We start from the raw sequence: 25,046 nt of genomic DNA, 5'->3' as shown, positions 1-25,046 counted from the left end.
TTGAGCGGTGACACGCCGATCCGTTCACTCCTTTTGATCCCGACCAGTTTTTCTTTCACCTGAAACGTGGGTGACGACTCACCGAGAGGTGTACCGCATGTTAATCAGCGCAATCAATCTTATTACAATACACTATCTATTGATAGCGAATGCCAAAGCCAAGTCGTCGGGTGCTCGGTTTATTCTCAGTAATCGCCGCCTTCAGCGTCTTGCTACGATTTGATGCCGGCGAAGTCGTTCAGGGAGTTGTACTCACCGGCGTCTACACTCTTCTTCTGTGGGGGATGTGGAAGCACAAAAATGGTGAACTATCAGAAAATTAGACATTTTTCCACTAGCTGACGCTGATCAGATATATTCATCCTGCTCACCTCTTAGAGAAAGATAGATTACTAGGATAGATTTTGAGTAATTGTGCATCAGAAGCCATCTGGCAGACTTTAGTTGGGTAATGCAATCTTTCAATCATACGTCTATATTGACCTCTTTGTCGTGTTCATGTGACTAGAATTTCGTTGCTGGTTATCTCGCTCAATCCCGATAAAATTGAGTCATGGATTGCCAGACACACAGTTATTAACATAGGTCACATCTCTTAGATAGGCTGCAGTAAAAATATCTGCTCATTAGGTCATAACTTAATCAATTGTATGTACACTCAATATTGATGATTTTCAATGACTAATTGATAGTAGAACAAGTTCGGTGACGAGAGATGTGTCAGACATGGAGATCACACACCCATCAACGTACAATCTTTTGAAGCAATTGGGGACAAAGGCTGATCATACAAACTAGCACAAGTGGCTATCCGTCAATAATGATGTCTGTTTCGATTATGACACGATGTCTACTATCAGATCAACCACTTCTGTCTGATACTTTGCAAGAACTGGCCCCAAACAGTAATCGTACTATGCGATATTTTAGCAAACTTCCGACAGTAGTAGACAGTAATTGAATAAAAGATTTAGAACACTAATCTGTAAATTCCGTCGATATAGCTAGCGTATACTACCAGACAGAGAAGAGTTGGTTCACAGCGGAACACAGAACACACGTATATCTGACTCTGCGTATATCGCGGTCAGTATCACTCACGTAACTCCACCTGAAAATGGGTGATTACTTTTAGACATCTGTGATTATTCTGTGTGTACAAATGTGAGGGATAGGACGATCACATCCATAACACTGCATCTCTCTCGACGCTGTTGAATATAAATTCGGGGACATACGAACCGACCAAGAGGATAGTTAAGCTCACAGTCGAAGACGACTTCCACAAGCTTCGTGCTGTGATTTTTCTATTTCGTGTTTATCTGTCTGCTCTACTTGCTGTGGCAACTGGTCGATCGTCTCGTGTAACTATCTTCACTGACTCGTAGCCGTCCGTTCGCAATCAGTGAACAGACCTTCGCACCCGTGTTCAACCAGTCAGGCGGCAGGAGATTTCCGAAAATACTGGTGTAACGGGACTCAGGAGCGTCCAACCGGATCTTACATGATCCTGTGACAAGCGTACGAGTGTAAACGGTGCCCGATTGACTGTTCTGTTCAGTAGAACGCTTGAGGCCGTCTGAGGAGAGACGGACGCGAGCAACGGTCCAGACGGTGTCCGTTCCACATATTAGAACGTTGGGGTGATTTCTTGAGACGACTCTGGATCGATTCCACGTGTTGGCATCATCAATCGATCGAGTTAGTCTGCTGATTCGTATCCCAGCATCAGTTGACCGTCAAGAACGACGAGACGTTCTAACACATGGAATCCGTCCAATTTCCACAACACCCCTCAGCACTCCGCCGGGCCCACAATAATTGTGTGATCGCTCTCGGTATGGCGGCCGTCGCAGCGGTCGATCGAGACGAAGGCGAGACAGCGATCGGCCGAAAGGTCAGGCCACTGTTAACATTCGGATTAAGACCTTCACGTCGTCCACTCAGCTGGTCGATTGTCGTTCTATGAAGTTGAACAGACGAGACACATGACTCGTCGAAGCCATCTGAACGCTCACTGAGTCGCTCAAATTCGATCATCTCGATACCGTAATCGGCCATCTCATTAGCGTTGATGAACGAACTGTACGCGAAAAGCTCGATATCGAGAAAGTTGCTGTTGACAACGGCAAGCATCAGCACGTTAGACCGCCTCTATGATTGTGAGCAAATGGGTACAAAGAAATCAGTGAAGAGCAAAGCAGAGCCGGCACGGAAGCAATCGATTCGAACCTCGACCACATACCGGAGATTATCTCCTGTTTAGGTGAGCTTTCAAGAACAGATTCGGCTTGATAGAGTATGGCAAATGAGGCATACGAGACCATCGATGAAGCGCCAACTGACGGAATCATCGAGGGTACACCTGAGCGCCTACCGACGAATAACTCGCTCAGCATCGCCGTCTATAATAACCTCACCCGCGTCTTTACGGGGATGATCGACTCCAACGAGGCACGAGACACCGTGGTCGTCAACCGGGATGTCGACGTGAATCGGTCGATAAGCACCGAGACTGTGAAGCACTCCAAGCGTGCGATCAACGACAGCGCCAAAGCGCCGAATCCGGAGACTGCCCACGAGTTCGAAGCTCGGCGTCGGTGGGTGCAGTCTGCGTCCGGCGAGCGCAACGCATTGGTCGATGCGTTCAACGAGAGTAGATCCGACCTCCAATGACTATCCATTCCGTCCGCGGACACGATGATCTGCACTACGTCGATACCGGCATGCTCGGTCACGATGAACGGATGGCCGCCTACGTGATCGATGGTACCGAGCCGACGGTCATCGATCCAGGACTGTCAACAGCCACTGACCGGCTGCTTGCGGGGCTCGATGAACTTGGTCTCGCCCCGGAAAGCGTCGAACACATCATCCTCACGCACATCCACCTCGATCATGCCGGGGCAGCAGGTTTTCTCGCCGACCGCTGTCCGGGAGCGACCGTCCACTGCCACGAGATCGGGGCACACTTCTTGAGCGACGAGGCGAAACTCTCGAAGCTCCTCACGAGCGTCCGACAGAACGCTGGCGCACTCGCAGATGACTACGGAACGGCACAGCCGATTCCAGACGGCCGCTTTGACGCCCTCAGTGGCGGCGAGCGCATCGATCTTGGCGACCGAGCACTCGAAGTGATCGCCACCGCCGGCCACGCGCCCCATCACATCTGTCTGTACGGTCCCGACGACGGAGTGCTGTTCACTGGCGATGAGTGCGGCGAGTACATTGCCGGAACCATGCTACCGACAACACCGCCACCGAACTTTGCCCTTGATGAGAATCTCAACTCGCTGGACCGGCTGACAGAGTACGACGTCGAGACGTTGCTGTACGCACACTATGGGCCGCGGTACGATATCGAGGGTGCGTTTACAGAGTACAACAGTGTGCTTCGGGAATGGGTCGAAACTGTCGAAGAGCGTTGGCGAGCCTGCCTCGATGGCCGCGAGGTGGCTCGGTCGATCGTGGAAGGCGACACTGCTCCACACTTTGCTCGATGGAACGGCGGGGTGGCAGCCGAGCGTGCCCGGATCGACGTCGAGGGCGCGCTGGAGTATCTCAAGGACCAGTAGTTCGATCCCGCGGGCATATCTCCTGCGTGTTGGTGGCTTGGCACTATGACTAATGGAGGACTGCTGTCGAATGGCCGGTATCGTCGGAGCGGTCCACCGTACAGGGCCGATCTGCGGAGGTTGCTCGACGACGTATCCAAGATTGAGCGGACCGGCGTCGGCAACTCGGTCCCCGCTGGCGACTGTCATTCGAGAGCAGGTCGTCAACCGGAAGTCCTCCCTGAGATGAGTCTACCCCTACGTCGATGCGACAGGTGTTGGATGGGCAGAAGGATTTTGATCCGTCTCGTTCATGTGATAGATAGAATCCACATGGCTACGAATGACTCCGGGTCCGAGCAGGACCCCGCGAGCGACGACCGCGCGAACTACGATTACCGGGGAGAGGTTGTCCGGCCAGAGTTGCGCGATGACCTCGCGGATCTCGTTGACGGTCAGGTGCGGTTCGACAACTACTCCCGTCAGTTGTACGCGACCGACGCCAGCGCCTACGAGATGACACCAATCGGGGTCGTCTTCCCGACTTCGACGGCCGACGTGAGCGCGGTCGTCGAGTACTGTGCCGACCGGGACATTCCAGTGCTCCCGCGGGGTGGAGGGACGAGCCTAGCGGGCCAGACCGTCAATGAGGCGGTTGTGTTGGACTTCACTCGCCATATGGACAGCGTTCTGGCCATCGATCCAGATGGTCGCCGCGCCCGGGCACAGGCGGGGACAGTCCTCGCGGAATTCAACGAGGCGCTCATTCCACACGGACTGAAGTTCGCCCCCGATCCCTCGACTGCCAACCGGAGCGCGCTCGGCGGCGCTATCGGCAACAATACCACCGGTGCCCACTCACTAAAGTACGGCAAGACCGACGCGTACGTCGAGGAACTGGAGGTAGTCCTCGCGGACAGCACCGTTACGAGGCTAGGAGAAACGCCGATAGACGAAGTCTACGAACGCGCCGATCCAGAGGGGGACCTTGAGGAGCGACTCTACGCCGAGGCGTTGCGAATCATAGAAGAGGAAAGTGAGGCCGTTGCGGAGGCGTTCCCGAGCATCAAGCGCAACGTCTCAGGGTACAACCTTGACGTCCTCGTCGAGCAGGCCCATGCCGTCGCCAACGGCGATCGAGAGACGCTGAACCTCGCGAAGCTGATTGTCGGGAGCGAGGGAACGCTGGCGATCGTCACCGAGGCCGAGGTGTCACTCGAACCACTTCCCGAAACGAAGGCTATCGGCCTCTTGACCTACGACGGCCTCGTCGAGGCGATGGAGGACGTCGGTCCTATCCTCGAACACGACCCTGCCGCCGTCGAGGTCCTCGATGGTGTTCTCTTAGACCTCGCACGGAGTCTCGAAGAATTCAAAGATGTCGTCGGCATCCTCCCCGAGCGAACAGACACGTTCTTGCTCGTAGAGTTCTACGCTGAAGGTGAGGCTGATGCCCGCCAGAAAGTGGAAGGACTGCTCGACGACCGGGTTGGCGACATCGCCTTCGAGGGACTCGAAGCGTACGAAGAGGCCGAGCAGGCGGCCTTCTGGAAGATGCGAAAAGCCTCGACGCCGATCCTCCTCTCGCGGACAACCAACGCAAAACACATCGCGTTCATCGAGGATGTCGCGGTTCCGCCCGAGCACCTCCCAGAGTACATCGCGGACTTCCAGAACGTCTTTGAGGAGCACGACACGTTCGGCTCGTTTTACGCCCACGCTGGCCCGGGCTGTATCCACGTCAGGCCGCTGATCAACACGAAGGAGACCGAGGGCGTCGAGCGCATGGAATCCATTTCTGACGCGGCGACTGATCTCGCAGTGAAGTATGGAGGCTCAGTTTCTGGCGAGCACGGCGATGGGCGCGCGCGGACCCAGTGGAATCGGAAGCTCTACGGTGAGCATCTGTGGGAGGTGTTCCGCGGACTGAAGACGGCCGCCGATCCCGACTGGCTCCTCAACCCCGGAAGCGTCTGTGGCGACTGGGACATGACACAGAACCTTCGGTTCGATCCGGACTATGAGTTCGACGCAGGCTTCGAGCCTGAACTCGACTGGGACAATGAAAACGAGTTTCAGGGAATGGCCGAGTTGTGTCACGGCTGTGGGGGGTGCCGGGGAGGACAGTCGACGACGGGCGGCGTCATGTGTCCCACCTACCGCGCCTCGCAGGAGGAGATTCAGTCGACCCGTGGCCGTGCGAATCTGCTGCGCCAGGCGATGAGCGGTGATCTCCCCGAGAGCGAGCAGTTCGACCTTGCGTTCATGCACGAGGTAATGGACATGTGCATCGGCTGCAAGGGGTGCTCTGTCGACTGTCCCAGCGAGGTCGATATGGCGAAACTGAAAGTCGAGGTGGAGAATGCGTACCACGAGCGCCACGGTACCTCGTTGCGGACGCGGGCGTTCGGTCACATTGATCGTCTCTCGGCAGTTGGGAGCGCGCTCGCGCCGGTGACGAACTGGGTGACGAGGATCCCCGGCGGGCGAACGGCCCTCGAACGACTGGGAGGAATTGCCAGCGAGCGATCGCTGCCGAAGTTCCACCGTGAGAGTCTCGTGGACTGGTTCACGGATCGCGGCGGCCCGCAGGTTCCGCCACAAGAGGCCGAGCGGAAGGTGCTGCTGTTCCCAGACACCTACACCAACTACAACAAGCCGGGAGCAGGGAAGAATGCCGTCGAAGTACTCGAAGCCGCGGGCTGTCACGTACAGATCCCCGATGGCACTGGGGGCAGCGGTCGGCCGCCATTGTCGAAGGGGCTCATCGAGAAGGCCCGCGCTGACGCCGAGCGCAACGTCGACATTCTCGCCCCACGGCTAGCCGATGACTGGGACGCCGTCGTCGTCGAACCCTCCGACGCGGCAATGTTTCAATCGGATTATCCCGATCTGCTGGACGGCAAGGCTGTCAGGACGGTCGCAGCCAACACCTACGGAGTCTGTGAGTATCTTGACGTCTTCCGGCTCGTCGAGCATCTCCCGACCGACGCCGAGGGGAGCCTCACTTACCACGGCCACTGCCACCAGAAGGCGCTCAAGAAAGACCATCACGCAGTGGGAGTGCTACGACGGGTGGGCTATCGGGTCGACCCGCTGGACTCCGGCTGTTGTGGGATGGCTGGTTCGTTCGGATACGAGGCCGAACATTACTCGATGAGCCGGGCGATCGGGAAGATCCTGTTTGATCAGATCGAGGCCAGTAACGGCGAGCAAGTCGTCGCTCCGGGGGCGTCCTGTCGCACGCAACTGGGCGATGAGTACAACGACGGGATCCTCCATCCTGTCGAGGCGCTCGCGGCGGCGCTCACCTGACGGTTCCGTATTCGAATGCGCGTTTCTCTCGCTGGAACGACTGCCAGAAGAGGCGACGGGGTCGGCGTCCTACAACTTTAAGCGTTCCCGGTCCGTTCAATCGTATTGGATGCCTCGAGAGATTGCTCCAGATCTATTCTGGATACAGGAGAACGGGACCGATCGGAGTGGCTTCGTCGACGACTCGCCACCCCCGTGGTACGACGAGTCCGACACACTCCACATCGCCCAGAACACGTACTTAATCGACGACGAGCAGTCACTGCTGTTCGATACACTCTCACCAGCGAGCACCGACCGAATCCTCGACGCTATCGATGACCTCCTCGAGAACAGCCTCGACTACCTCGTTGTCTCGCACCCGGACGTCCCGCACGCAGGAAACACGGCTCGAATTCTTGACGCTCATCCGGAGGCGGAACTGGTCGCGCCACGGTACGGCAACGCCCATGAGCTCTATCACCTCGACGATGCGACGCACGTTGGTGCCGGCGACCGCATCGACCTCGGCCAGCGGACCGTTGAGTTCCACGAGGCGACGTTCCCAGACGCGTCGCTGCACATGTGGATGACCGAGCGGACGACGGACACGCTGTTCCCGGTTGATTGGCTGGGCTACCCCCACCACGGGAGCGAGGGGCTGGCCTTCGCCGATGAACTCGACGCACCAATTACGCCTGATCGACTCGTGGTGTTTCACGGACGAGTTATGTTCTGGTATCAATACGTCGACGTCGAGACGGTCCATGACGAGATCGACCGTCTCATTCGGGAGTTCAGTCCTGCAATGATTGCGCCAGCCCACGGGAACGTGATCAGAGAGGACCCGGCCGAGTACATGGAAATGATGAAGCCCGTCGTCGAACGGATCGCCACCGAGGGACGCACGGGGACACTGGGGTGAGCACCGTGACGGTCCAACTCACCCACGACGTCCACTGGATTGAGGAGTGTTACGACATCGGCGGGCGTCACCGCCACGTGTCGGTGTATCTGATTGCTGCTGAGGAAGGCAACCTCTTGATCGATACGGGATCGTTCTACCACCGCGATGAGATCACCGCTGAGCTCCGCGAAGCGACCGGTGGCGACGGGATCGACGCCATCGTTCTCTCCCATTCGGACTATCCCCACTCGGCGAACGTCGGCGAGTTCAACATTGAGAGCGGCGACGTGGAACTTGTCGCGTCCTCGGAGGCGCCAGCGTCCCAAGGGCTGCCCGACGCGACGAAATGCGAAATCGGCGGGCAGATGGACGTACTCGGGCGAACGCTGAGCTTCATCGATCCGCCGCTGGCCGACCGGTCGCACACGACCTGGATCTACGACCACGGGGACCGCGTGCTGTTTACTGCCGACGGACTCGGGAACCGTCACCAGCCCGACGAGTGTCGCTACACGTCCGCTGAGTTCCGAGACGGAATTCCCGCTGACGAGATCTACGAATTCCACCGGGATGAACTCGTCTGGCTGCGCTACGTTGATCCCGAGAAGCTCCGAGCAGCCCTCGACGACATCTTCGCGGCGTACCCGATCGACAACGTTGCGCCGATTCATGGGAACCCGATCGACAGCGAGGATCTGACCACGTATTTGGAGCGGCTGACCGACGCCGCCGAACGGATCAGTGGAAACTACGAGGTGCCCGAGTAGCGCTGAACAGCCTCCATGTCGGCCCGCAATGGTCAGTTTTGGACCATCGTGACAATATACAATCATAATCTATAAACCTGATAACCACTCTTCTGTTATTCGGTAGCAATGTCCAGTGAAGAGACTAGCAACATCAACCGACGGAAGTTCATCAAAGCAGCAGGAGCCGTCAGTATCGTCGGCCTTGCCGGGTGTACGAGCGGCGACGGTAATGAGACAACAGAAGGTGGTGGCGCGAGCGGCTGGGAACCGTCCCGGAACGTTCGGGTCATCATTCCCTGGGCGGCTGGCGGTGGCACAGACACGATGACGCGTGGCGTCCTGAATCCCGCCGAGAAGATGCTGTCCGAACGCGGGATCAACGTTACGTTCACGTTCGAGAACGTTACTGGCGCAGGCGGTCTCAATGCAGCCCGACGAGTGTTAAATCAACCGGCTGACGGTCATACACTCTTTCCGAGTACTAACGCCATCTCACCGAATATCGCCACAGGACAGGCTGACTTCACACTCGACGACTGGGGATACATTTGCCGTGTTCAACACGACACCAGCTGGATCTACACCAGTGGTCGGGACGCTGCTGAACACGATAGTATCGATTCGCTTGTTAAGAAAGCCAAGAACGGGAACGAGGTTCAGATCGGCGCTGTCGGTGGGATCACTGGGGCCGCGTTCTCCATCCTCTGGGCCGACACAGCGGGCATCCTGAACAACACCAGTATCACGACCTACCAAGACGCGGGTCGGATGCGTACCGACACAATCTCCGGTGAGATAGACGCCGCATTCGGCGAGATCCAAGAGCTCAAGGAACAGCACAAAGCTGGTGACATCAACCTGATCCTAGTCGGCGTCAAGGATAAGCTCAAGAAGTTCTCGGACGTTCCCACGACCAGTGAGAACGGTTGGGATGTCACCTACGGCGTCTCGCGTGGTTTCAACGTGAAATCCGGCACCCCCGATGCGGCCATTCAGTTCTGGGATGACGTCATTCAGAAAGCCATGCAAACCGACTCATACCAGCAACTCGAACAGGAAACGCTGCTGTACCTCCGTGAGGGATACCAGGGCTCCGACGAGTGGCGAGCGACGATGGAAGACGAAGTCAATACCTATGAACAGGTCGTTAAACCATTGAACTCCGACATGTAGAACAGACGATTACATCCATACAGTACCATTGTAGAAAATGATACCGACCGCCTATGACAGGAGACAACGCATGAGTACCGATCATATTCGATCCGAACAGCGACAAGCCGAGCTCCACCAGACGGATCACTGCCACGCATCAATTTTACACCATCCACTGACGGTCCATGGGGAACCATGATCATAGAGAATCTTCTCGCCGGATTCGGGAATATCCTGACACCTTTCAACCTCCTCCTATTTGCGGTGGCGATCACGCTTGGGATGTTGAGCGGTGCAATTCCGGGGATGAATGGGACAATGACAGTGGTCCTGATGATCCCGATCACCTACGTTCTGGAACCCGCGGCGGGCATCATGATGCTCTCGGTCATCTACGTGGGCGCGGTGTACGCGGGGTCAATCAGCGCGATACTGTTTAAAGTCCCCGGTGCGCCCGAAGCAATCATGACGACGCTCGATGGCTATCCGATGAACCAACAGGGAAAGCTCCGTGAGGCGATCAGTACTGCGGTGTTCGCGTCGGCATTCGGCGGGATCGTCGGAACGCTCATCCTCACGTTCTTCTCACCGATGCTCGCCGAATTCGCTATCCAGCTCTCAGACCCGGAGTTCTTCGCCGTCATCCTGCTCGGACTCGCGCTTGTCTCGACGATCGGTGCTGGCAACGTGACGAAGGCGACCATGATGATGTCATTGGGGTTGTTTCTGGGCGTTTTCGGATTCGATCCGCTAACTGGCATGACTCGGTTTACCTTCGGAAGCAACTACCTCGCCAGCGGGATTAACTTCATTCCAGTCATTCTCGGCGTGTTCGCCTTCTCAGAGGTACTGAAGCAGATCCAAAGCGGTGGGAGCCTCATCGGCACCGGGGACGACTCGAACCTTGACAATACGACCTCGGGGTCGATTTTCCCTCCACTCGGATACTTCAAACGGTTCTCTCGCATCCTGAGCGTCAACTCAGTTCTGGGGACGCTCATTGGCGTCTTGCCCGGCGCTGGTGCAACCACTGGCGCGCTATTCGGCTACACGTTTGGCCAGCGACTTGTTCCCAAGCGCGTCCGCGAGAAGTTCGGAACCGGCGTTCCGGAGGGTGTAGCCGCGCCCGAAACGGCGAACAACGCAGCCTGTAGCGGCGCATTCGTGCCGCTGTTAACGCTCGGTATCCCTGGCAGTGCGACGACAGCAGTTATCCTGGCGGCGTTCATCCTCCACGGGATTCGACCCGGTCCGTCACTCATCTCGACACAAGGGCCGCTGGTGTACACCATCTTTGCCGCACTGTTAATGGCGAACGTGGCGATCCTCCTTATGAATAAGCCGATCGTCCGGATGTTCCTCCAGGTCCGTCATATCCCCCGTGAGTTGCTGCTCACATTGATTATGGTCTTCACTGTCGTCGGTGCGTTCGCTACCCGAAACATCGTAGTCGACATCTGGACGATGATGATCTTCGGTATTGCTGGATACTACCTCGAAAAGTACAACTACTCCGTGGCACCGATGGTGATCGGCCTCGTGCTCGGTCCGCTCGCCGAGCCCAGCCTCCGGCGCAGCCTCACCAAGGCATCAGGAGACTGGATGGTGTTTCTCAATCGACCCATCTCGGCCGTATTGATCATTCTGGCAATCTTGACGTTCATAATACCGCTCATCATGGACAGTACGCAGTTCGGCGACCGAATCCGTGATCGCCTCGGCCTGGCGGGGGTGGAACAATGAGCGAACAGGACCGACCAGCCAACGAGGAGGAAACCACCCTGCGCGAGCAAGCACCCCCGAGTACGGTCCGGGACATGGGGATCACCGCCCTGTTCATGCTGCTCGCTGTGGGATTCTTTGCGGTGTCCCAGCAGTTTGCTGGAAACCGTATCTCCGAGTACGATCCCGGAGCCTCCTTTTGGCCGCGGGCAACGCTAATCGTCATCCTCGTGTCCGGATTATTTAATTTCGTCATTCTGTATCGGCGCGCGAAAAAGAACGGCGAGACGATCAGTCTCGGTGGCTTCGACAGCAGCGACCTCGACCTCTCGGAGAACCAACGCCAGTACCTGCTAGCAATCGGTATCTCGGTCGTTTTCTTCGTGTCTCTCGAACACGTTGGATTTCTCGTCGCGTCGCCGCTTTTCATGTTCGTGTTCGCCTATACGATCGGCTACCGCGACCTCGGAAAGTTGGCCGTGTTCAGTGTCGCCGTCGCTGCCATTGTGTTCTTTACGTTCAGGAACGTAATGAACATCGCACTCCCGTACGGCAACGGGATCTTCAGAGAAATAAGCGTCTACGCCTCGAATCTCTTCTGACGCGTCTCCTTTTTCCGAATAATGCTCGTATCGTGGACCGTCGCCTCCGGTCGCGGCTTTGCGTGGTTGATCTATTTGACTAAAATCGGAGCGTGGTGAGAACGTAGAAATCGACGCTACTCCTGCAGATCCGGCCGGGAGAGGTCGGTTTCCTTGGCGGTGATGATCTCGAGCAGCGCTGGTGTTCCCTCCTTAGTCTTCTCAATGGCCCGTTCAAGAGCCGGTGCAATCTCCCCTGGGTCCTCGACACGCTCGCCATAGCCGCCCAGTGCCTCGCCGACCGCCGCAAAGTCCCCGGAGAAAGGGGTGTCGTAGGACGCCATCTCGTAATTGTTGAGGTGGATTGTGAGGATAGGAATGTTCTCACGGGCGGCGGTCTCGAAGTCCATGCCGGTCATGCCGATGGCGCCGTCCCCCCAGAGGTTAATACAGAGTTTCTCAGGGTGGACGAGCTTTGCACCCATCGCCAGTCCAAGTCCATAGCCCAACTGCGTGGTCTTTCCCCAGCCGATGTACGAGAGCGGCTCAGTCGACTCCCAGAACGGCGCCAGAAAGTCCCGCGGATTGCCGGCGTCGTGGGTTATGATCGCGTCCTCAGCGTCGACAACATTCGTTAGTTCGTGGATCACCCGGTAGGGGTTGATCGGCGTCTCGTCGGTGGTAAGCTTCGGTAGCCACTCCGCAAGCCACTCCTCGCGGACTTCCTCGATCTCGGCGACGACTTCATCAAAGCGACCGCGGTCGTCTGCGACGCGGTCTCCGACGGATTCGACCAGCGCTTCCAGCGTCAGTCGGGCGTCGCCAACCAGCGAGTGCTCGGAGGTGAGGTCCTTGTCGATATCAGTAGGGTCGAGCGTCGAGTGGACAATCGTTGTCTCCTCGGGGTCAGGGAAAGTGAGCCCGTAGGCCGTCTCGGTGAAGCTGCAGCCCACCCCAAAGAGCACGTCCGCCTCCCGCATGAAGTGCGACAGCTGACCCGGTTCGCTCTTGCTCGCAGCCCCCAGCGAGAGCGGGTGATCCTCCGGGAACGCACTCTTGCCGTTGAGGCTGGTCGCAACGGGCGCCTCCAAGGTCTCTGCGAGGTCCCGGAGTGCATCCCACCCCTTCGCATAATGGACTCCCTGACCAGCGTAGATCACGGGCTGGTCTGCCTGAACGAGCACATCAGCGACCCTCTCGACGACGGCCGGGTCCGAACCGGACCGGTTGGACGACGAGGGGCTGTAGTCGAATTCAGGCACCTCCTCGTAAAACACGTCCTTTGGGACCTCGACGACGGCCGGTCTCGGACGCCCGTTGCGCGCCGCGCTGAACGCACGACGCATTGTCTCGTCGACTGCTCCCGGATCAGTGAGTTGTTCACAGGATTTGCTGATTTGCTGGTAGTTTACTAGTGAGTTGAACTTGGGGTCGGTGTCGGTCTTCGCGGCGTCGTAACCCGCTGGAATCGCGACCAGTGGCGCTGACTCCCCGAATGCCTGTGCAATCCCTCCGAAGGAGTTCTCAGTGCCGGGCCCGTGTTGGCAGGCAAAGCTGGCGATCTCCTCGCCGGAAGTCAGCCGGCCAACCGCATCAGCCATGTGAACCGCGGTTCGTTCCTGTCTGGTGACGATTGTCCGGATTCCCGCGTCCTCAGCTGCCCCCGTGTCGAACAACGGGTTGCTGGGGAATCCGAACAGATACTCTACGCCCTCTGCTCGCAATGCGTTCACGATCGCGTGATTAACATCCATAGATACACTTCCCTCTCTACGCATCTAAATCAGTTACCGAGAGCGACATAAATCCTTCCACGACGTGGCGTGCACACACAGAACACTGCCGTCTCCAAAAGGTTCAATCGCTTCCGGTACACAACCCCTCATCATGACCGAACGTATGGAACTCGAGCAGCTGTACGTCCACACCTCCATCGGAAACGTGATCCCCGAAGAGGCATTCGTCGAGACACTCGACGACATCCCGATCCCAACCGCTCTCGTCGGCGACAGCAAGACCTACGGCGAAGGTGACGCAGTGATCACTTACACTTCCCGACCGGAGATTCTCGACGCCGCGTGGGTACACTGCGCCCGCGCCGGCTACGACGAGTTCGACACCAGCGCCTACGAGAAAAGGGGTGTTCCGCTGACCAACAGCACGGGCATTCACGGTGCTACCGTCGGCGAGATGGTCGTCGGATTCATGCTCTCGTTCGCTCGACTGTTGCACGTTTACCGCGACCATCAAAACGACTCAGAGTGGCATACACCAGACTACGAGCGACCATTCACCATCGAGGAAGAACGGGTCTGTGTGGTCGGTCTAGGGACCATCGGCGCCGGGACCGCCCAGCGAGCCGACGCTCTCGGCGCGGACGTAGTGGGTGTGCGACGATCGGACGATCCCGTCAAGGGTGTCTCACGGCTCTATGATCCCACGGAACTAGAGACAGCCATCGCGGACGCGCGGTTTGTCGTCGTCGCCACGCCACATACGCCCGCCACGGAAGGACTGATCGGCACCAAGGAACTCGACGCAATGCGTGAGGACGCCTACCTGATCAACGTCGCCCGCGGGCAGATCGTCGATCAGGATGCACTCATCGTGGCCCTCGAAGACGGGAAAATCGCGGGTGCGGCGCTCGATGTCTTCGAGGAGGAACCGCTACTCGAGGACTCCCCGCTGTGGGACCTCGAAAACGTCATCATCGCGCCACATAAGGGATCCGCGACCAATCGCTATCACCTCGACATCGCTGATCTCGTGAAGGAAAATGTACAACGGTACCGCAACGGCGAGAGCCTCAAGAACCGGGTCGCCTGACGGGTTCCGCGTTCCAAAATTTCGAATGCTGGTCCGCAGAGAACTGTTCGATCCCCCCTATTGCCTCGACCACCGCAGACGTGAGAGTGTGACAGACTATCGAGCTGGATTCCGGATATCTGATTGAGGATTTCATTTGATAGAACGGAGCTCAGTACCGGACTTTCAGTTCGATGACATTCGCCGCATCCTGAATCAGATCCTTGATCTTGCCCTCGGCTTCTTCCCGAGAGAGTCGACCGATCGGGGCAGAGACGCTGATCGCTCCGAGCACTGTCTGGGTATCCTCAATGGGAGCAGCGACGCATCGTAGCCCCTCTAGTCGTTCGGCGTCGTCGACAGCGTAGCCCTGCTCGTGAACCTCATTCAGGCGATCGTAGAGCACCTCTCGGTCGGTGATCGTATTCTCCGTCTCCGCCGGGAGGTGGTGCTCGTCGATGATCTCGTCGACACGTTCGTCGGTCATATTCGCCAATAAGCACTTTCCTAGGGCCGTGCTGTGAAGGTACGTCCGGAAGCCCGTGTGGGTGTTTAGATCGACTGCACGGTCGCCTTTCGCTCGGTAGAGGTAGACACCCTTCCCTTGACATTCAGTCAATAAATTTACAAGTTCTCCTGACTTACTGGCCAACTGGTTGATCTCCGGACGTGCCGCTTGGTAGAGGTCCATCTGCTTGCGCGTATACCCGCCCAATTCAAGGAATTTGAGGCTCAATGTGTATACCCCATCACGTTTGATCACGTAACCCTCTTCGCGGAGCGTGCTCAGATGGTTGTGGACGACACTCTTGCTCATCCCGAGGCGGTCAGCGAGTTCTGTCACCCCGGCCTCGTCACAATCCTTGAGGGTCTCCACAAGGCGAAACGACTTTTTCGTCGTTTCGACAGGATTTTTGGCGGATTTTTCCATACTACCGACATACATCTTATCGAATAAATAGCTGTTCCAATATATAGAAACGTTGTATGACATTGGAGTGTCAGAGTCGTGAAGCCGTTCCGAACCTATTGTACACCTTCGTAGATCCTGTTCGGTAACCGCTACAGCTTTACTCATTGGACGCTCGCGGTCGGATCCATCACTAATTATCGAGGCGCAGTTCGATGTCGTACGCCGATGACGGCCAGTTCCCGGAGGTTGTCCTAACGTACCTCCTGAAGCCGAACCGTTGGTCCCGCGACAGAGATGGCTCCGACGACGGCATCCTCGTGGAGATCGGTGCCGCAACCGACGAAACGTACTCTAGAAAATTGGGGCAGGAACAGGTTTCGTATTGCTTCTCAGACTACCGATAGAAATGAAATTTCTTTAGTAAACCGACACAAAAGACTAGCACAAATGACCAAAACACGCTGATGATTCTACATCAGTCGAACGGGCAGTCGCTGCCTACGATGCTCCTCAGAAATATTTCTACAAGGAAAATTCGCGACTGTATCTGGAACGCTACCCACATCAGGATGGCAAGCCGTACAGCTACGTGTGTCACTTCTTACAAGCATCTTGGAACAACGATCGAAATACCGTTACGACCGTTCCGGAGCAGAACTGGAGCACCATCTGTGCCGACTGACCGATAATAACAACAAAAAGTAATACTAGTTCAGTTGGCTGAAGAAGATGTACGACTGGGTCAACAGGTACTTGCGCGCGCCAAACGATCTCTGTTGAGACCACGTCAACCCAGATGGGACGGACACCGAGTGGATATTCACGCACTGAACTGCGAATTTAGCCGGTGATCCCCGCTATTCACAACCTCAGAGAATGGAACTAATGCGTGCCTTCTGATTTCTTCGCTCCGACTGGGTACGGATCGATTCTAGCAACAGCCACATCCTTGAACACCCACTAATATTAACCCCACTGTGGAAAATCACAGTTATTATTATAACTGGGTTTAGAGTTAGTAATACAAATGGTCGAACTCACGCGCCGACGATTGCTCCATGTCACAGGCGCAACCACGGTGGCTGCAACGGGAATCGCTGGCTGTCTCGGTCAAGGAGGCGGGTCGCTCGACTCGCTGACCGTTGCATACGTCCCGATCTATCCGAACATGCAGCACTACGTGATGGAACAGAAGGGCTTCTACGAGAACGTCCCCGCAGATGTCTCCATCGAACGGTTCAGTTCCGGACCGAGCGTCGTCAAGGCATTCGCCAGCGGCGACGTCGACGTCGCGCTTTTCGGCATTACTCCCGCAATGGTCCTCGTCGATAAGGGGACCAACGCCGGTATCCTCGCAGCGAACTCAAGGAACGGCTTCAAAGTTATGGGAACGACCGAACTCGCCGCTCGCTACGAACAGGAGGGGGCAGCCACGTTCGAGCGCTTCGAGGAAGAGCGCGGCCGCAAGGTCCGGTTCGGTGCACCACCAGACGGAAGCGTCCCCGATATCGTGCTTCGATACTGGATTCAAGAAGATCTCGACGTCGGTAAGATAGAGTCTGTCATCGATAAGTCGAAAGTCCCGCCGGCAAAAGCGGTTCAAACGATCCAGTCCGGTGACATTGACGCGACGATCATCCAGGAACCGTTCGCGACAATCATCGGTCAGAACGACGGCTTCGGCGAACTCGTCTGGTCCGGCAGCATTCTTGACAACCATCCCGTCACGGTGCTGTTCGCGAGCCAACACGTGATCGACGACAGTGAGGTCGCGCAATCGCTCGTCGAACAGCACATCGCGGCAACCGAGTTCACAACAGCCTCGCCGAACGCAGCCGCTCGTTACGCTGCCTCGGTGATCGGCTCCGGAGTGAGCGAGGGTCTCGCGAAGGCCGCACTGGACTCGAAGGCGTCAGAATTTATCTCGGACCCGCACGCAATCACCGACCAGGCCGCGACGATGGGTAAGTTCGTCGCAAACGTCGGTAACATCGAGAAACCGCTTGCGACGGAGAACCTGTTCGCATTCGGGCCCTATGACGCAATCCAGTAATGAGTACGCGCATCGACACTAGTTCCAATACGGTCATCGACGGGAGTTTCACGGGAGACCTGCGCCGGTGTCTGCGCGGACTGGGCGGTCTCCTCGCGTTCCTGCTCGTCTGGTGGATCGGCGCGATAACGACCCAGCCGTCTTATCTGGTGCCGGGGCCGCTCGATTCGGCGCGTGCGTTTGTCGACCTGTTCGCAACCTCGACTGCGATCGTCGTCCCCCTAGGGTCACGTCTGGTGTTACCGACCGGGCTCGCACACCTCGCAGAGACGTTGTTTCACTACGTTCCCGGTCTCCTCCTCGGTGCGAGCTGTGGGATCAGTCTTGGACTGGCCATGGGATGGAACGGAGCGCTCGACGACTGGTTGCGGCCACTCACCCGGGTGCTCCGGCCGATCCCGCCACTTGCGTGGATCGTCTTCGCGATTGTCTGGTTCGGCATCCACCACGCCGGCGCAGCGTTCATCGTCTTCGTCGGTGCGTTCTGGATCAACTTCTACGGAGCCTACGGTGGCGTCGAGGGCGTCTCGACCGAACTGACCGACGCGGCGTCGACGCTCGGCGTGGAGCGCGACCTTTCGATGCTGAAACTCGTTGCACTCCCGAGTGCCGCACCCCAAGTGTTGACGGGGTTCCGGACGAGCATCGGTCGGTGCTGGATGATCGTCGTCGGTGCCGAGTTGTTCGGCGCACCGGGCGTCGGCTACGAGATCATTAACGCCTCGAACAACCTCGCGATGGCCACCAGCGTTGCGTACATGTTCCTGATTAGCTTGGCGTTCCTCTGTATGGACGTCGGGTTCAGACTCGTCGAACGGAGGGTGCTCGTGTGGCGATGAGTTCGGAGTCGTCCACCAATCGAGAGTCAAAAGAGAAGATCTGTGTACAGAACGTCAGCAAGGCGTACGAATCGACGCAAGTGCTCGACACTATCTCGTTCTCGGTGTCAAAGGGCGAGTTCTACTGTGTGATTGGTCCGTCGGGCTGTGGAAAGACTACACTGCTGCGGACGATAGCGGGCCTTGATGAGCCAGACAGTGGTTCGGTTCTGGTTGACAGCAATCCGGTTACTGGCCCGGGTCTGGATCGGGGAATGGTTTTCCAGGAGTACGCGCTGTTCCCCTGGCGAACCGTCCGTGGGAACATCCGATTCGGCCTCGACCGGCCCGCATGTGATTGTCCTGACTGCGAGGCACGGGTCAGGGAACTGATCGACCTCGTCGGACTCGACGGCTTTGAGGGCGCGTATCCGAAGGAGCTGTCCGGCGGCATGAAACAGCGCGTCGGGATCGCTCGCGCGCTTGCTGTCGATCCTGAGATCCTCTTGATGGACGAGCCGTTCGCAAGTGTCGACGCGCGAACCCGCGACCGTCTACACACCGAATTACTGGATATCTGGACGCAGACCGGACAGACCGTCGTGTTTGTCACGCACGACATCGACGAGGCAGTGACGCTCGCTGATCGAGTAGCCATCATGGACACCGAGTCAGGAGCAGTGCAATCGACTGTCTCCATAGACCTGAAGCGCCCTCGAGAACGGACAGCGCACGACTTCGTGGAGTACGTTGCGCGAATCAGAGACGAGCTTGGGAGCTCGAATGACACTAGTCGCTGATACACTCTTACAAGGAGATTATTAACAGAGATTCTCTATACCACCACCTCTATTATCTCTGACTCTATTTTTAATATATGCCCATCGTGAGTTCCTCAATGACGAAGCGACTCCGGAACGATCTCGATACGTTTGTGGAAGAATACGGCTATACTGGACGGAGTGAGGTCATCCGCGAAGCATGCCAGTCACTGCTCGAAGAGTACCAAGAGACAGATTACGAGGATCGGCAGGTGTTGGCGACAGTAACTGCTGTCTTCGGATACGACGAACCGGAGATCGAACACCGGATGATGGACATTCGCCACGAATTCGAATCGTCGATTCGATCGAACTCACACAACTGTCTCGAGGACAATGCTGGCTGTGTCGAAACGTTCGTCGTCGAAGCTGCGTACGAGGACGCTTTGCGATTCATTGGGACCATCCGCGGAGCAGATGAGTCAATCTCGGTCGAATATACGGTCGTCCCCGTCGATGTGATGAACGCAAAGATCGGCGAGCACTAAACACGAGATCGCTGGCATCGACAGACATGTTAACCCCACTCTATCAATACATAACGTTATTTTGCCCCACAGTTATTATCTCCTCTGATCCAGTACAGTAACTTTATTATAATCAGCACCGAAATTGACAAACCAACTATGGCACACATTCATCTCGGTGAAGGCGCGTTCCCGCTGTGGGCATTGGTTCTTTGGACCCTGCTTGCCGTGGGGCTAATCGGCGGCGTGGTGTACCGGGTCCGGAAAGGCGGTATCAAGACTCACCAGATCGCGCTTGCTGGAATCGCCGCGGCCGCAAGCTTCGCGATCTTCCAGCTGAACATTCCAGTCTGGGGTGGCATCCACATGAACCTCACCGGCCTCGTAGGGATTCTCGCCGGGCCGCTGCTTGGGGCGCTCATCGCGCTGGTCGTGAACATCTTCTCGGCGGCGCTCGGCCACGGTGCGGTCGGTCTGCTCGGTGCAAACACGCTCGTCAATGCGAGCGAAGCCATCGTCGCCTACTACGCGTTCAAGACGCTGATAGGGATGGACTGGGACGTCTTTCCCGCCAGTGCGAGTGCGGCAACACTCGGCCTCTCGGCGGGAGCGGTCCTGATGGGTGTAGTCATCGTCATCAGTGGTGTGAACGGGAGCGCGCTGCCCCGTGGTGATCTGGCAATTGCTGTCGCCGGCCTCGTTGGCCTCAATCTCGGTGTCGCCATCATCGAAGGCATCCTGACGGGCTTCATCGTCCAGTTCCTCGCGTCGGTTCGCCCCGACCTCGTCGGCTTGGCCGACCGTGACACTCGCGGGGAGTCCACCGGGGTGACGGTCTGATGCAGCGCTGGAAGCAGTACGGCGGGCTCGTCGGTCTGTTCGTGGTTTGTTTCGCTGCCGGCCTCTGGGGGTTCACCTCGACTGGCGGCGCACTCCCGTGGGCCAAGCGCTCCGCTCAGGCCCTCCAACGTGGCGTCCAGCAGAGCGGCGGCGCGCTCATCGATCTCAACCGCGGCATCGTCGTGGCCGGTCCCATCCGAAAGGGCGGAATGATGCTCGAATTCGGCGGACTCGTCGTCCTGCTACTCGTCCTCGGCATCGGATTGTACGTCTACGTCGACCGCTACGGTGGCTCCGGGAACGGAGAACGTCTGGCACGGTAACCGTGGCGACACTCTCGAATCACGTCCCCGACCCGCGGCTCATCACGGCGTTCGCCGAGCGCCAAGACGGGCCGCTACACCACGTTAACCCCTGGACGAAAGTCGGCATCGTTGGCGCACTCGTCCTCGCGGTCACGGTGTTCGACCGACTCGTGCTCCTGGCCGGCCTGTATGGTGCCGTTCTCCTCGTCTACGGAATAGCGGGACTTCCGTACCGTCGGCTCGCTGGCTGGTACAGCCTCCCACTGCTGTTCATCATCTCGGTCGCCGGGCCGCTTGCGTTTCTCGAACCGGGGACGCCGATCGGTGGCGCGCTCTCGACACCGCTCGGTGAGCTCTCGGTCACGTGGGCGGGGGTCGTCCTCTTCGCCGAACTCAGCTGTCGGTCACTCACCGTCGTCACGTTCACGCTGGCGGCGTCGATGACGACCAAATACAATGATGTCGCATACCTGCTTGGGCGGATGCTTCCACGGCCGATCGACCAGATCGCGTTGCTCACGTATCGGACCACCTTCGTCATGATCGAGACGCTTGAGGATCTGGTGAAAGCCGCGCTCTCTCGGGGAGCGAACCTCTCTGAGTTCTGGTCGAACAAACGGCTGTACGCGAGAATCCTCGGCATGACGATGCTGTCGGCAATTGAGCAGTCCGAACGGCTCGTCAAGTCCATGGAAGCCCGTGGGTACAACGGTGACATCACGCTGTACGGCGACGTCTCGCGGCCACCGATCCACGAACTACTCATCGTGGTCGGGTCGTACGTCGCAGTCGTTGGCTACGGGGCGGTCGTGGTCTACGGGGTGGGACTGTGAGCCGAGATGAGCCTCCCCTCATTGATCTCCAGTGTGAGGCGCACACCTACCCCGACGGGACGGTCGGAATGCATGACGTCGACTTCAGCATCTACCCTGACGAAGTCATCGCGCTCGTCGGTGGCAACGGCGCGGGGAAGTCGACACTGCTCGAACACCTGAACGCGACACTCGTTCCCGACGACGGCGACCTCGTCGTCGACGGCACCCCGATCACCGAAGACAACAAGGCACACGCACGGAAGGAAGTTGGCTTCGTCTTTCAAGACGCTGATACGCAACTCGTTGCACCCACGGTCCTCGATGACGTGATGTTCGGCCTCCAGAACTATGGCGTCCCCGGTGATGAAGCGAAACAGCGCGCTCGCGAGGCGATCGCGGCCGTTGACGCGAGCCACCTCGAAGACCGGATTCCACACTACCTGAGCGGTGGCGAGAAACGCCTCATCGGTCTCGCTGGTGTGTTGGTCCTCGAACCGAGCGTGGTCGTGCTGGATGAACCACTCGCTGGACTCGATCCAGAACGGTCGCAACTGGTCGCCGACCGTATCCGGCAGATTTACGAGGAGGGAATCAGCGTCGTCCTCTCGACACACGACCTCGAATTCGCCGTCGAAGTCGCCGACCGGGTCTGTGTGATGGCCGACGGCAACATTATCGGAGACGGTACGCCGCGGGAAGTGTTCTACGACGACGCACTCCTAAAGGAAGCGAACCTCCACCCGCCAAGTGCAGTTCGTGTGGCTCGCAAAGCAGGGTTGAATGCGACTGCACAGCCAGTATCGGAAGCTGATCTCATTTCGCTTCTCACAGAAGCCAACGATGTGGAAACCGCACAGACACACGCTCTGGATGGCAGCGAACACGACTGCTAGCCTCCTTCGGTATTTCGCGCCGCTTTCTCAGCGGATCGAGATGGTTGCCCTGCACACGTGGGTAGTCGCGACCAACATTGAACCAGTCGTCGCGTGGCCAGTCGTCCTAGATAGCTCAACGGCCACACTGTTCATCGCTTGTTCGCTGGTCCTGTACAAACTCAGCCGATCGAATCAGTCGTGAGTGGTTACCACCGAACACGTTTCCCCGGCACACGAGGTTGCAGCTGCAGGCGCTGTTTCGCGCACGATATTGGCGACAGTGGTGACAGTGAAGATTCGACAAGAGAAACGTACAGGGCTGATACCGAACCAATCAGCGCCCAAGAGCAACAACCTATAACGTCTCTGAGAGTTTGGTCTCGAAGATTGTCGAAACGAAATACGCTGAGGACACAGTAAGAACGTCGACATTCAGACCTCCACTCATGACTATTACCCTATATTAAGTATCTCCCAACAGATGAGCAATAGTTAATATTTTAGTTGATTCAATTCACAATCCATCCATGCCGATCAACAAGAACCAACCTCCGGTCACGATCCTGAGTGGTGGGCTCGGGGCGGGAAAAACGACGCTGCTCAACCACCTCCTCACTGTCGGCGGCGAACAGTACGACATCGCTGTCCTCGTCAACGACGTCGGCGAGGTGAACGTTGACGCCGATCTCATCGAGAGTGGTTCGGACCTCTCGATGGACGACGGCGGTGTCACGGAACTGTCGAACGGGTGTATCTGCTGTGGACTGCAAAACGAACTGGATCAAGAGCTACAGCGTCTCGCACTTGACGAGGAATTCGATTACCTGGTCATCGAAGCCTCGGGTATCAGTGATCCGGTTCCGATTGCACAGCGGTTCGTCTCGTCTGCACGGGCCTCGTCGCTGTACGAACTCGACACGACGGTCACCGTGGTCGACGCCCACCAGTTCCACCAGACGTTCGTCATCGGTGAGTCGATCAATCCGACCGAAGACGGCGCTCGCCCACTCTCGGATCTGCTCGCCGAGCAGGTCGAGTTCTGTGATGTTCTCGTCCTCAACAAGTGCGATCTCGTCTCTGACGCAGAGCGTGAAGGGGTAGAGCGTGTCATCCGAACGTTCCACCCCGGAGTAGACATCATCCGGACGACCGACAGTGCCGTCGACCCTGAGCGAATCCTCGGGACGGGACGATTCGACAAGGACGAGGCGAGTAACGCCGCCCGCTGGAAACAGCTCATCTCCTCAGATCACGGCGCCACCACAGACGATGCTCTTCACGAGCACAGCGTTGTCGCAGAGACAGATGGCCATGATCACGAACACGGGCACAACCACGAACACGACCACCTCCACCCGCCCGATGAGTTCGGTGTCGATTCGTTCGTCTACGAGCGCCACCAACCGTTCCATCCCGAGCGGTTCCACGAGTGGCTCTGCTCATTTCCCGATTCTATCGTCCGCGCGAAAGGACATCTGTGGGTCGCTGGACGCGAGCGCTACGCCCTCGACCTAAGTCAGGCGGGCACACAGACTCACGTCGAGATCAATGGTCGATGGGCGGTTACGCTTCCGGATTTCCAGCGCGAATCATACCGTGATTCGCGGTCGGACCTCCACTGGGACGAGCAATGGGGTGATCGGGAGACGAAACTCGTCATCATCGGTGCAGGGATGAGCGAATCTCATCTCACCGAAGCGCTTGACGAGTGCCTCCTCTCGGAGACAGAAATGGAGATGGACGACGACTGGGATACGTTCGAGAATCCGTTCCCAGGGACAATTGAGTGGTCCGAACCCCCGATGAAACAACGCCTCGTGGTCGGTGAGCACTAGTGACCCAGAACGCTACACTCCCATCGACCGAGGACCGACGGACAACTGATACCGACGGGCACGACTGTATCGACCCACTCGGTGTGGCTATCGTCACCGTGTCGACGTCTCGCGGCGATGTCGCCGAAACAGCACCGCCCGATCCTAGTGGTGACGTCATCGCCAGTATCCTCGTCGACGCGGGGCACGTTGTCACAGCACGTCGAATGGTCCCGGACGACTACGTCCAGATCAAGACAACTGTGAGCGAGTGTCTTGATCGAGAGGATGTCGATGTCATCATAACAACAGGCGGGACGGGTGTTACTGTCGACGACGTCACACCGGATGCGGTTGGGGACCTCTTCGACCGCGAATTGCCGGGATTCGGCGAGGCGTTCCGGTGGCTCTCGTGGGAAGAAGTCCGGACACGTGTCGTCTCGACTCGTGCAATCGCGGGGATCGCCCGTGACGTGCCAGTGTTCGTGCTGCCTGGAAGCGAAAACGCTGTTCGGCTCGCTACAACAGAGATCATCGCCAATGAAGCGCCGCACCTCG

General features: G+C 57.6%; 24 protein-coding genes. 22 read left to right on the top strand and 2 right to left on the bottom strand.

Annotation, left to right across the window (positions count from 1 at the left end; genetic code table 11):
• The first annotated feature begins 149 nt into the window (after positions 1–149).
• The 9 genes from MW898_RS18780 (at position 150) to MW898_RS18740 (ending at position 11,983) form a co-directional block, all read left to right on the top strand.
• Positions 150–323, top strand: a complete 174-nt coding sequence (locus MW898_RS18780; protein ID WP_248909841.1) for a hypothetical protein — start codon at positions 150–152, stop codon at positions 321–323.
• A gap of 1,978 nt (positions 324–2,301) precedes the next feature.
• Positions 2,302–2,676, top strand: coding sequence for a hypothetical protein (locus tag MW898_RS18775; protein ID WP_248909840.1), 375 nt, complete (start codon positions 2,302–2,304; stop codon positions 2,674–2,676).
• The gene (locus MW898_RS18770) at positions 2,673–3,575 is read left to right on the top strand and encodes an MBL fold metallo-hydrolase (protein ID WP_248909839.1); all 903 of its coding nucleotides are present in this window, start codon (positions 2,673–2,675) and stop codon (positions 3,573–3,575) included. The genes MW898_RS18775 and MW898_RS18770 overlap by 4 nt, the downstream gene beginning before the upstream one ends.
• Before the next feature lie 312 nt (positions 3,576–3,887).
• The gene (locus tag MW898_RS18765) at positions 3,888–6,869 is read left to right on the top strand and encodes an FAD-binding and (Fe-S)-binding domain-containing protein (protein WP_248909838.1); all 2,982 of its coding nucleotides are present in this window, start codon (positions 3,888–3,890) and stop codon (positions 6,867–6,869) included.
• A complete protein-coding gene (locus MW898_RS18760) occupies positions 6,811–7,773 on the top strand; it encodes an MBL fold metallo-hydrolase (protein WP_248909837.1) in 963 nt (320 codons plus the stop codon). The genes MW898_RS18765 and MW898_RS18760 overlap by 59 nt, the downstream gene beginning before the upstream one ends.
• On the top strand, positions 7,770–8,522 hold the full coding sequence (locus tag MW898_RS18755) for an MBL fold metallo-hydrolase (RefSeq protein WP_248909836.1): 753 nt from the start codon (positions 7,770–7,772) through the stop codon (positions 8,520–8,522). The genes MW898_RS18760 and MW898_RS18755 overlap by 4 nt, the downstream gene beginning before the upstream one ends.
• 108 nt (positions 8,523–8,630) lie before the next feature.
• Entirely contained in the window at positions 8,631–9,677 is a 1,047-nt protein-coding gene (locus MW898_RS18750; protein ID WP_248909835.1) for a Bug family tripartite tricarboxylate transporter substrate binding protein, read from the top strand.
• 177 nt (positions 9,678–9,854) lie between these two features.
• Positions 9,855–11,402, top strand: a complete 1,548-nt coding sequence (locus tag MW898_RS18745) for a tripartite tricarboxylate transporter permease (RefSeq protein WP_248909834.1) — start codon at positions 9,855–9,857, stop codon at positions 11,400–11,402.
• Entirely contained in the window at positions 11,399–11,983 is a 585-nt protein-coding gene (locus tag MW898_RS18740; protein WP_248909833.1) for a tripartite tricarboxylate transporter TctB family protein, read from the top strand. Before MW898_RS18745 ends, MW898_RS18740 begins: the two co-directional genes overlap by 4 nt.
• A gap of 116 nt (positions 11,984–12,099) precedes the next feature.
• Here the strand turns inward: MW898_RS18740 and MW898_RS18735 are convergent, their stop codons facing one another.
• Positions 12,100–13,716, bottom strand: coding sequence for a thiamine pyrophosphate-requiring protein (locus MW898_RS18735; protein WP_373689890.1), 1,617 nt, complete (start codon positions 13,714–13,716; stop codon positions 12,100–12,102).
• A 133-nt stretch (positions 13,717–13,849) separates the two neighbouring features.
• Here MW898_RS18735 and ddh point away from each other — a divergent pair, with 133 nt between their 5' ends.
• Complete coding sequence (ddh, locus tag MW898_RS18730; RefSeq protein ID WP_277999933.1) at positions 13,850–14,788, top strand: D-2-hydroxyacid dehydrogenase; 939 nt, start codon at positions 13,850–13,852, stop codon at positions 14,786–14,788.
• 151 nt (positions 14,789–14,939) lie between these two features.
• Here the strand turns inward: ddh and MW898_RS18725 are convergent, their stop codons facing one another.
• Positions 14,940–15,698 (bottom strand): IclR family transcriptional regulator, encoded by a 759-nt coding sequence (locus MW898_RS18725; protein WP_248909831.1) that lies wholly within the window; start codon positions 15,696–15,698, stop codon positions 14,940–14,942.
• A 194-nt stretch (positions 15,699–15,892) separates the two neighbouring features.
• Here MW898_RS18725 and MW898_RS18720 point away from each other — a divergent pair, with 194 nt between their 5' ends.
• From MW898_RS18720 to MW898_RS18665, 12 genes are all read left to right on the top strand, one after another.
• Positions 15,893–16,084 (top strand): hypothetical protein, encoded by a 192-nt coding sequence (locus MW898_RS18720; RefSeq protein ID WP_248909830.1) that lies wholly within the window; start codon positions 15,893–15,895, stop codon positions 16,082–16,084.
• 623 nt (positions 16,085–16,707) lie between these two features.
• Positions 16,708–17,733, top strand: a complete 1,026-nt coding sequence (locus MW898_RS18715; RefSeq protein ID WP_248909829.1) for an ABC transporter substrate-binding protein — start codon at positions 16,708–16,710, stop codon at positions 17,731–17,733.
• The gene (locus MW898_RS18710; protein ID WP_248909828.1) at positions 17,733–18,572 is read left to right on the top strand and encodes an ABC transporter permease; all 840 of its coding nucleotides are present in this window, start codon (positions 17,733–17,735) and stop codon (positions 18,570–18,572) included. The genes MW898_RS18715 and MW898_RS18710 overlap by 1 nt, the downstream gene beginning before the upstream one ends.
• Complete coding sequence (locus MW898_RS18705) at positions 18,563–19,351, top strand: ABC transporter ATP-binding protein (protein ID WP_248909827.1); 789 nt, start codon at positions 18,563–18,565, stop codon at positions 19,349–19,351. The genes MW898_RS18710 and MW898_RS18705 overlap by 10 nt, the downstream gene beginning before the upstream one ends.
• 98 nt (positions 19,352–19,449) lie before the next feature.
• Entirely contained in the window at positions 19,450–19,860 is a 411-nt protein-coding gene (locus MW898_RS18700; protein WP_264556333.1) for a CopG family ribbon-helix-helix protein, read from the top strand.
• Positions 19,861–19,998: 138 nt separating this feature from the next.
• Positions 19,999–20,679 (top strand): energy-coupling factor ABC transporter permease, encoded by a 681-nt coding sequence (locus MW898_RS18695; protein ID WP_248909825.1) that lies wholly within the window; start codon positions 19,999–20,001, stop codon positions 20,677–20,679.
• Positions 20,679–21,002 (top strand): cobalamin transport operon protein, encoded by a 324-nt coding sequence (locus MW898_RS18690; RefSeq protein WP_248909824.1) that lies wholly within the window; start codon positions 20,679–20,681, stop codon positions 21,000–21,002. Before MW898_RS18695 ends, MW898_RS18690 begins: the two co-directional genes overlap by 1 nt.
• A 2-nt stretch (positions 21,003–21,004) precedes the next feature.
• The gene (locus MW898_RS18685; RefSeq protein WP_248909823.1) at positions 21,005–21,817 is read left to right on the top strand and encodes an energy-coupling factor transporter transmembrane component T family protein; all 813 of its coding nucleotides are present in this window, start codon (positions 21,005–21,007) and stop codon (positions 21,815–21,817) included.
• A gap of 68 nt (positions 21,818–21,885) precedes the next feature.
• Complete coding sequence (locus MW898_RS18680; protein ID WP_277999944.1) at positions 21,886–22,692, top strand: energy-coupling factor ABC transporter ATP-binding protein; 807 nt, start codon at positions 21,886–21,888, stop codon at positions 22,690–22,692.
• Positions 22,670–22,876 (top strand): hypothetical protein, encoded by a 207-nt coding sequence (locus MW898_RS18675; protein WP_248909821.1) that lies wholly within the window; start codon positions 22,670–22,672, stop codon positions 22,874–22,876. The genes MW898_RS18680 and MW898_RS18675 overlap by 23 nt, the downstream gene beginning before the upstream one ends.
• A 325-nt stretch (positions 22,877–23,201) precedes the next feature.
• Positions 23,202–24,509, top strand: coding sequence for a CobW family GTP-binding protein (locus MW898_RS18670; protein ID WP_248909820.1), 1,308 nt, complete (start codon positions 23,202–23,204; stop codon positions 24,507–24,509).
• On the top strand, positions 24,509–25,046 hold a 538-nt coding region (locus MW898_RS18665), incomplete at its 3' end, for a MogA/MoaB family molybdenum cofactor biosynthesis protein (protein WP_248909819.1). The genes MW898_RS18670 and MW898_RS18665, both read left to right, overlap by 1 nt.

The sequence above is a fragment of the Halocatena marina genome, assembly GCF_023276375.1.
Lineage (GTDB): Archaea > Halobacteriota > Halobacteria > Halobacteriales > Haloarculaceae > Halocatena > Halocatena marina.
This window is presented reverse-complemented; position numbering and strand designations above follow the sequence as displayed.

Bases quoted from the DNA above. Each gene is read 5' to 3' on its own strand.
- MW898_RS18675 (WP_248909821.1), top strand. From the start codon at position 22,670: ATGGCAGCGAACACGACTGCTAGCCTCCTTCGGTATTTCGCGCCGCTT.
- MW898_RS18760 (WP_248909837.1), top strand. From the start codon at position 6,811: ATGAGTACAACGACGGGATCCTCCATCCTGTCGAGGCGCTCGCGGCGG.
- MW898_RS18775 (WP_248909840.1), top strand. From the start codon at position 2,302: ATGGCAAATGAGGCATACGAGACCATCGATGAAGCGCCAACTGACGGA.
- MW898_RS18670 (WP_248909820.1), top strand. From the start codon at position 23,202: ATGCCGATCAACAAGAACCAACCTCCGGTCACGATCCTGAGTGGTGGG.
- MW898_RS18735 (WP_373689890.1), bottom strand. From the start codon at position 13,716: ATGGATGTTAATCACGCGATCGTGAACGCATTGCGAGCAGAGGGCGTA.
- MW898_RS18745 (WP_248909834.1), top strand. From the start codon at position 9,855: ATGATCATAGAGAATCTTCTCGCCGGATTCGGGAATATCCTGACACCT.
- MW898_RS18695 (WP_248909825.1), top strand. From the start codon at position 19,999: ATGGCACACATTCATCTCGGTGAAGGCGCGTTCCCGCTGTGGGCATTG.
- MW898_RS18680 (WP_277999944.1), top strand. From the start codon at position 21,886: ATGCATGACGTCGACTTCAGCATCTACCCTGACGAAGTCATCGCGCTC.
- MW898_RS18770 (WP_248909839.1), top strand. From the start codon at position 2,673: ATGACTATCCATTCCGTCCGCGGACACGATGATCTGCACTACGTCGAT.
- MW898_RS18700 (WP_264556333.1), top strand. From the start codon at position 19,450: ATGACGAAGCGACTCCGGAACGATCTCGATACGTTTGTGGAAGAATAC.
- MW898_RS18720 (WP_248909830.1), top strand. From the start codon at position 15,893: ATGTCGTACGCCGATGACGGCCAGTTCCCGGAGGTTGTCCTAACGTAC.
- MW898_RS18725 (WP_248909831.1), bottom strand. From the start codon at position 15,698: ATGGAAAAATCCGCCAAAAATCCTGTCGAAACGACGAAAAAGTCGTTT.
- MW898_RS18740 (WP_248909833.1), top strand. From the start codon at position 11,399: ATGAGCGAACAGGACCGACCAGCCAACGAGGAGGAAACCACCCTGCGC.
- MW898_RS18690 (WP_248909824.1), top strand. From the start codon at position 20,679: ATGCAGCGCTGGAAGCAGTACGGCGGGCTCGTCGGTCTGTTCGTGGTT.
- MW898_RS18715 (WP_248909829.1), top strand. From the start codon at position 16,708: ATGGTCGAACTCACGCGCCGACGATTGCTCCATGTCACAGGCGCAACC.
- ddh (WP_277999933.1), top strand. From the start codon at position 13,850: ATGACCGAACGTATGGAACTCGAGCAGCTGTACGTCCACACCTCCATC.
- MW898_RS18780 (WP_248909841.1), top strand. From the start codon at position 150: ATGCCAAAGCCAAGTCGTCGGGTGCTCGGTTTATTCTCAGTAATCGCC.
- MW898_RS18765 (WP_248909838.1), top strand. From the start codon at position 3,888: ATGGCTACGAATGACTCCGGGTCCGAGCAGGACCCCGCGAGCGACGAC.
- MW898_RS18710 (WP_248909828.1), top strand. From the start codon at position 17,733: ATGAGTACGCGCATCGACACTAGTTCCAATACGGTCATCGACGGGAGT.
- MW898_RS18750 (WP_248909835.1), top strand. From the start codon at position 8,631: ATGTCCAGTGAAGAGACTAGCAACATCAACCGACGGAAGTTCATCAAA.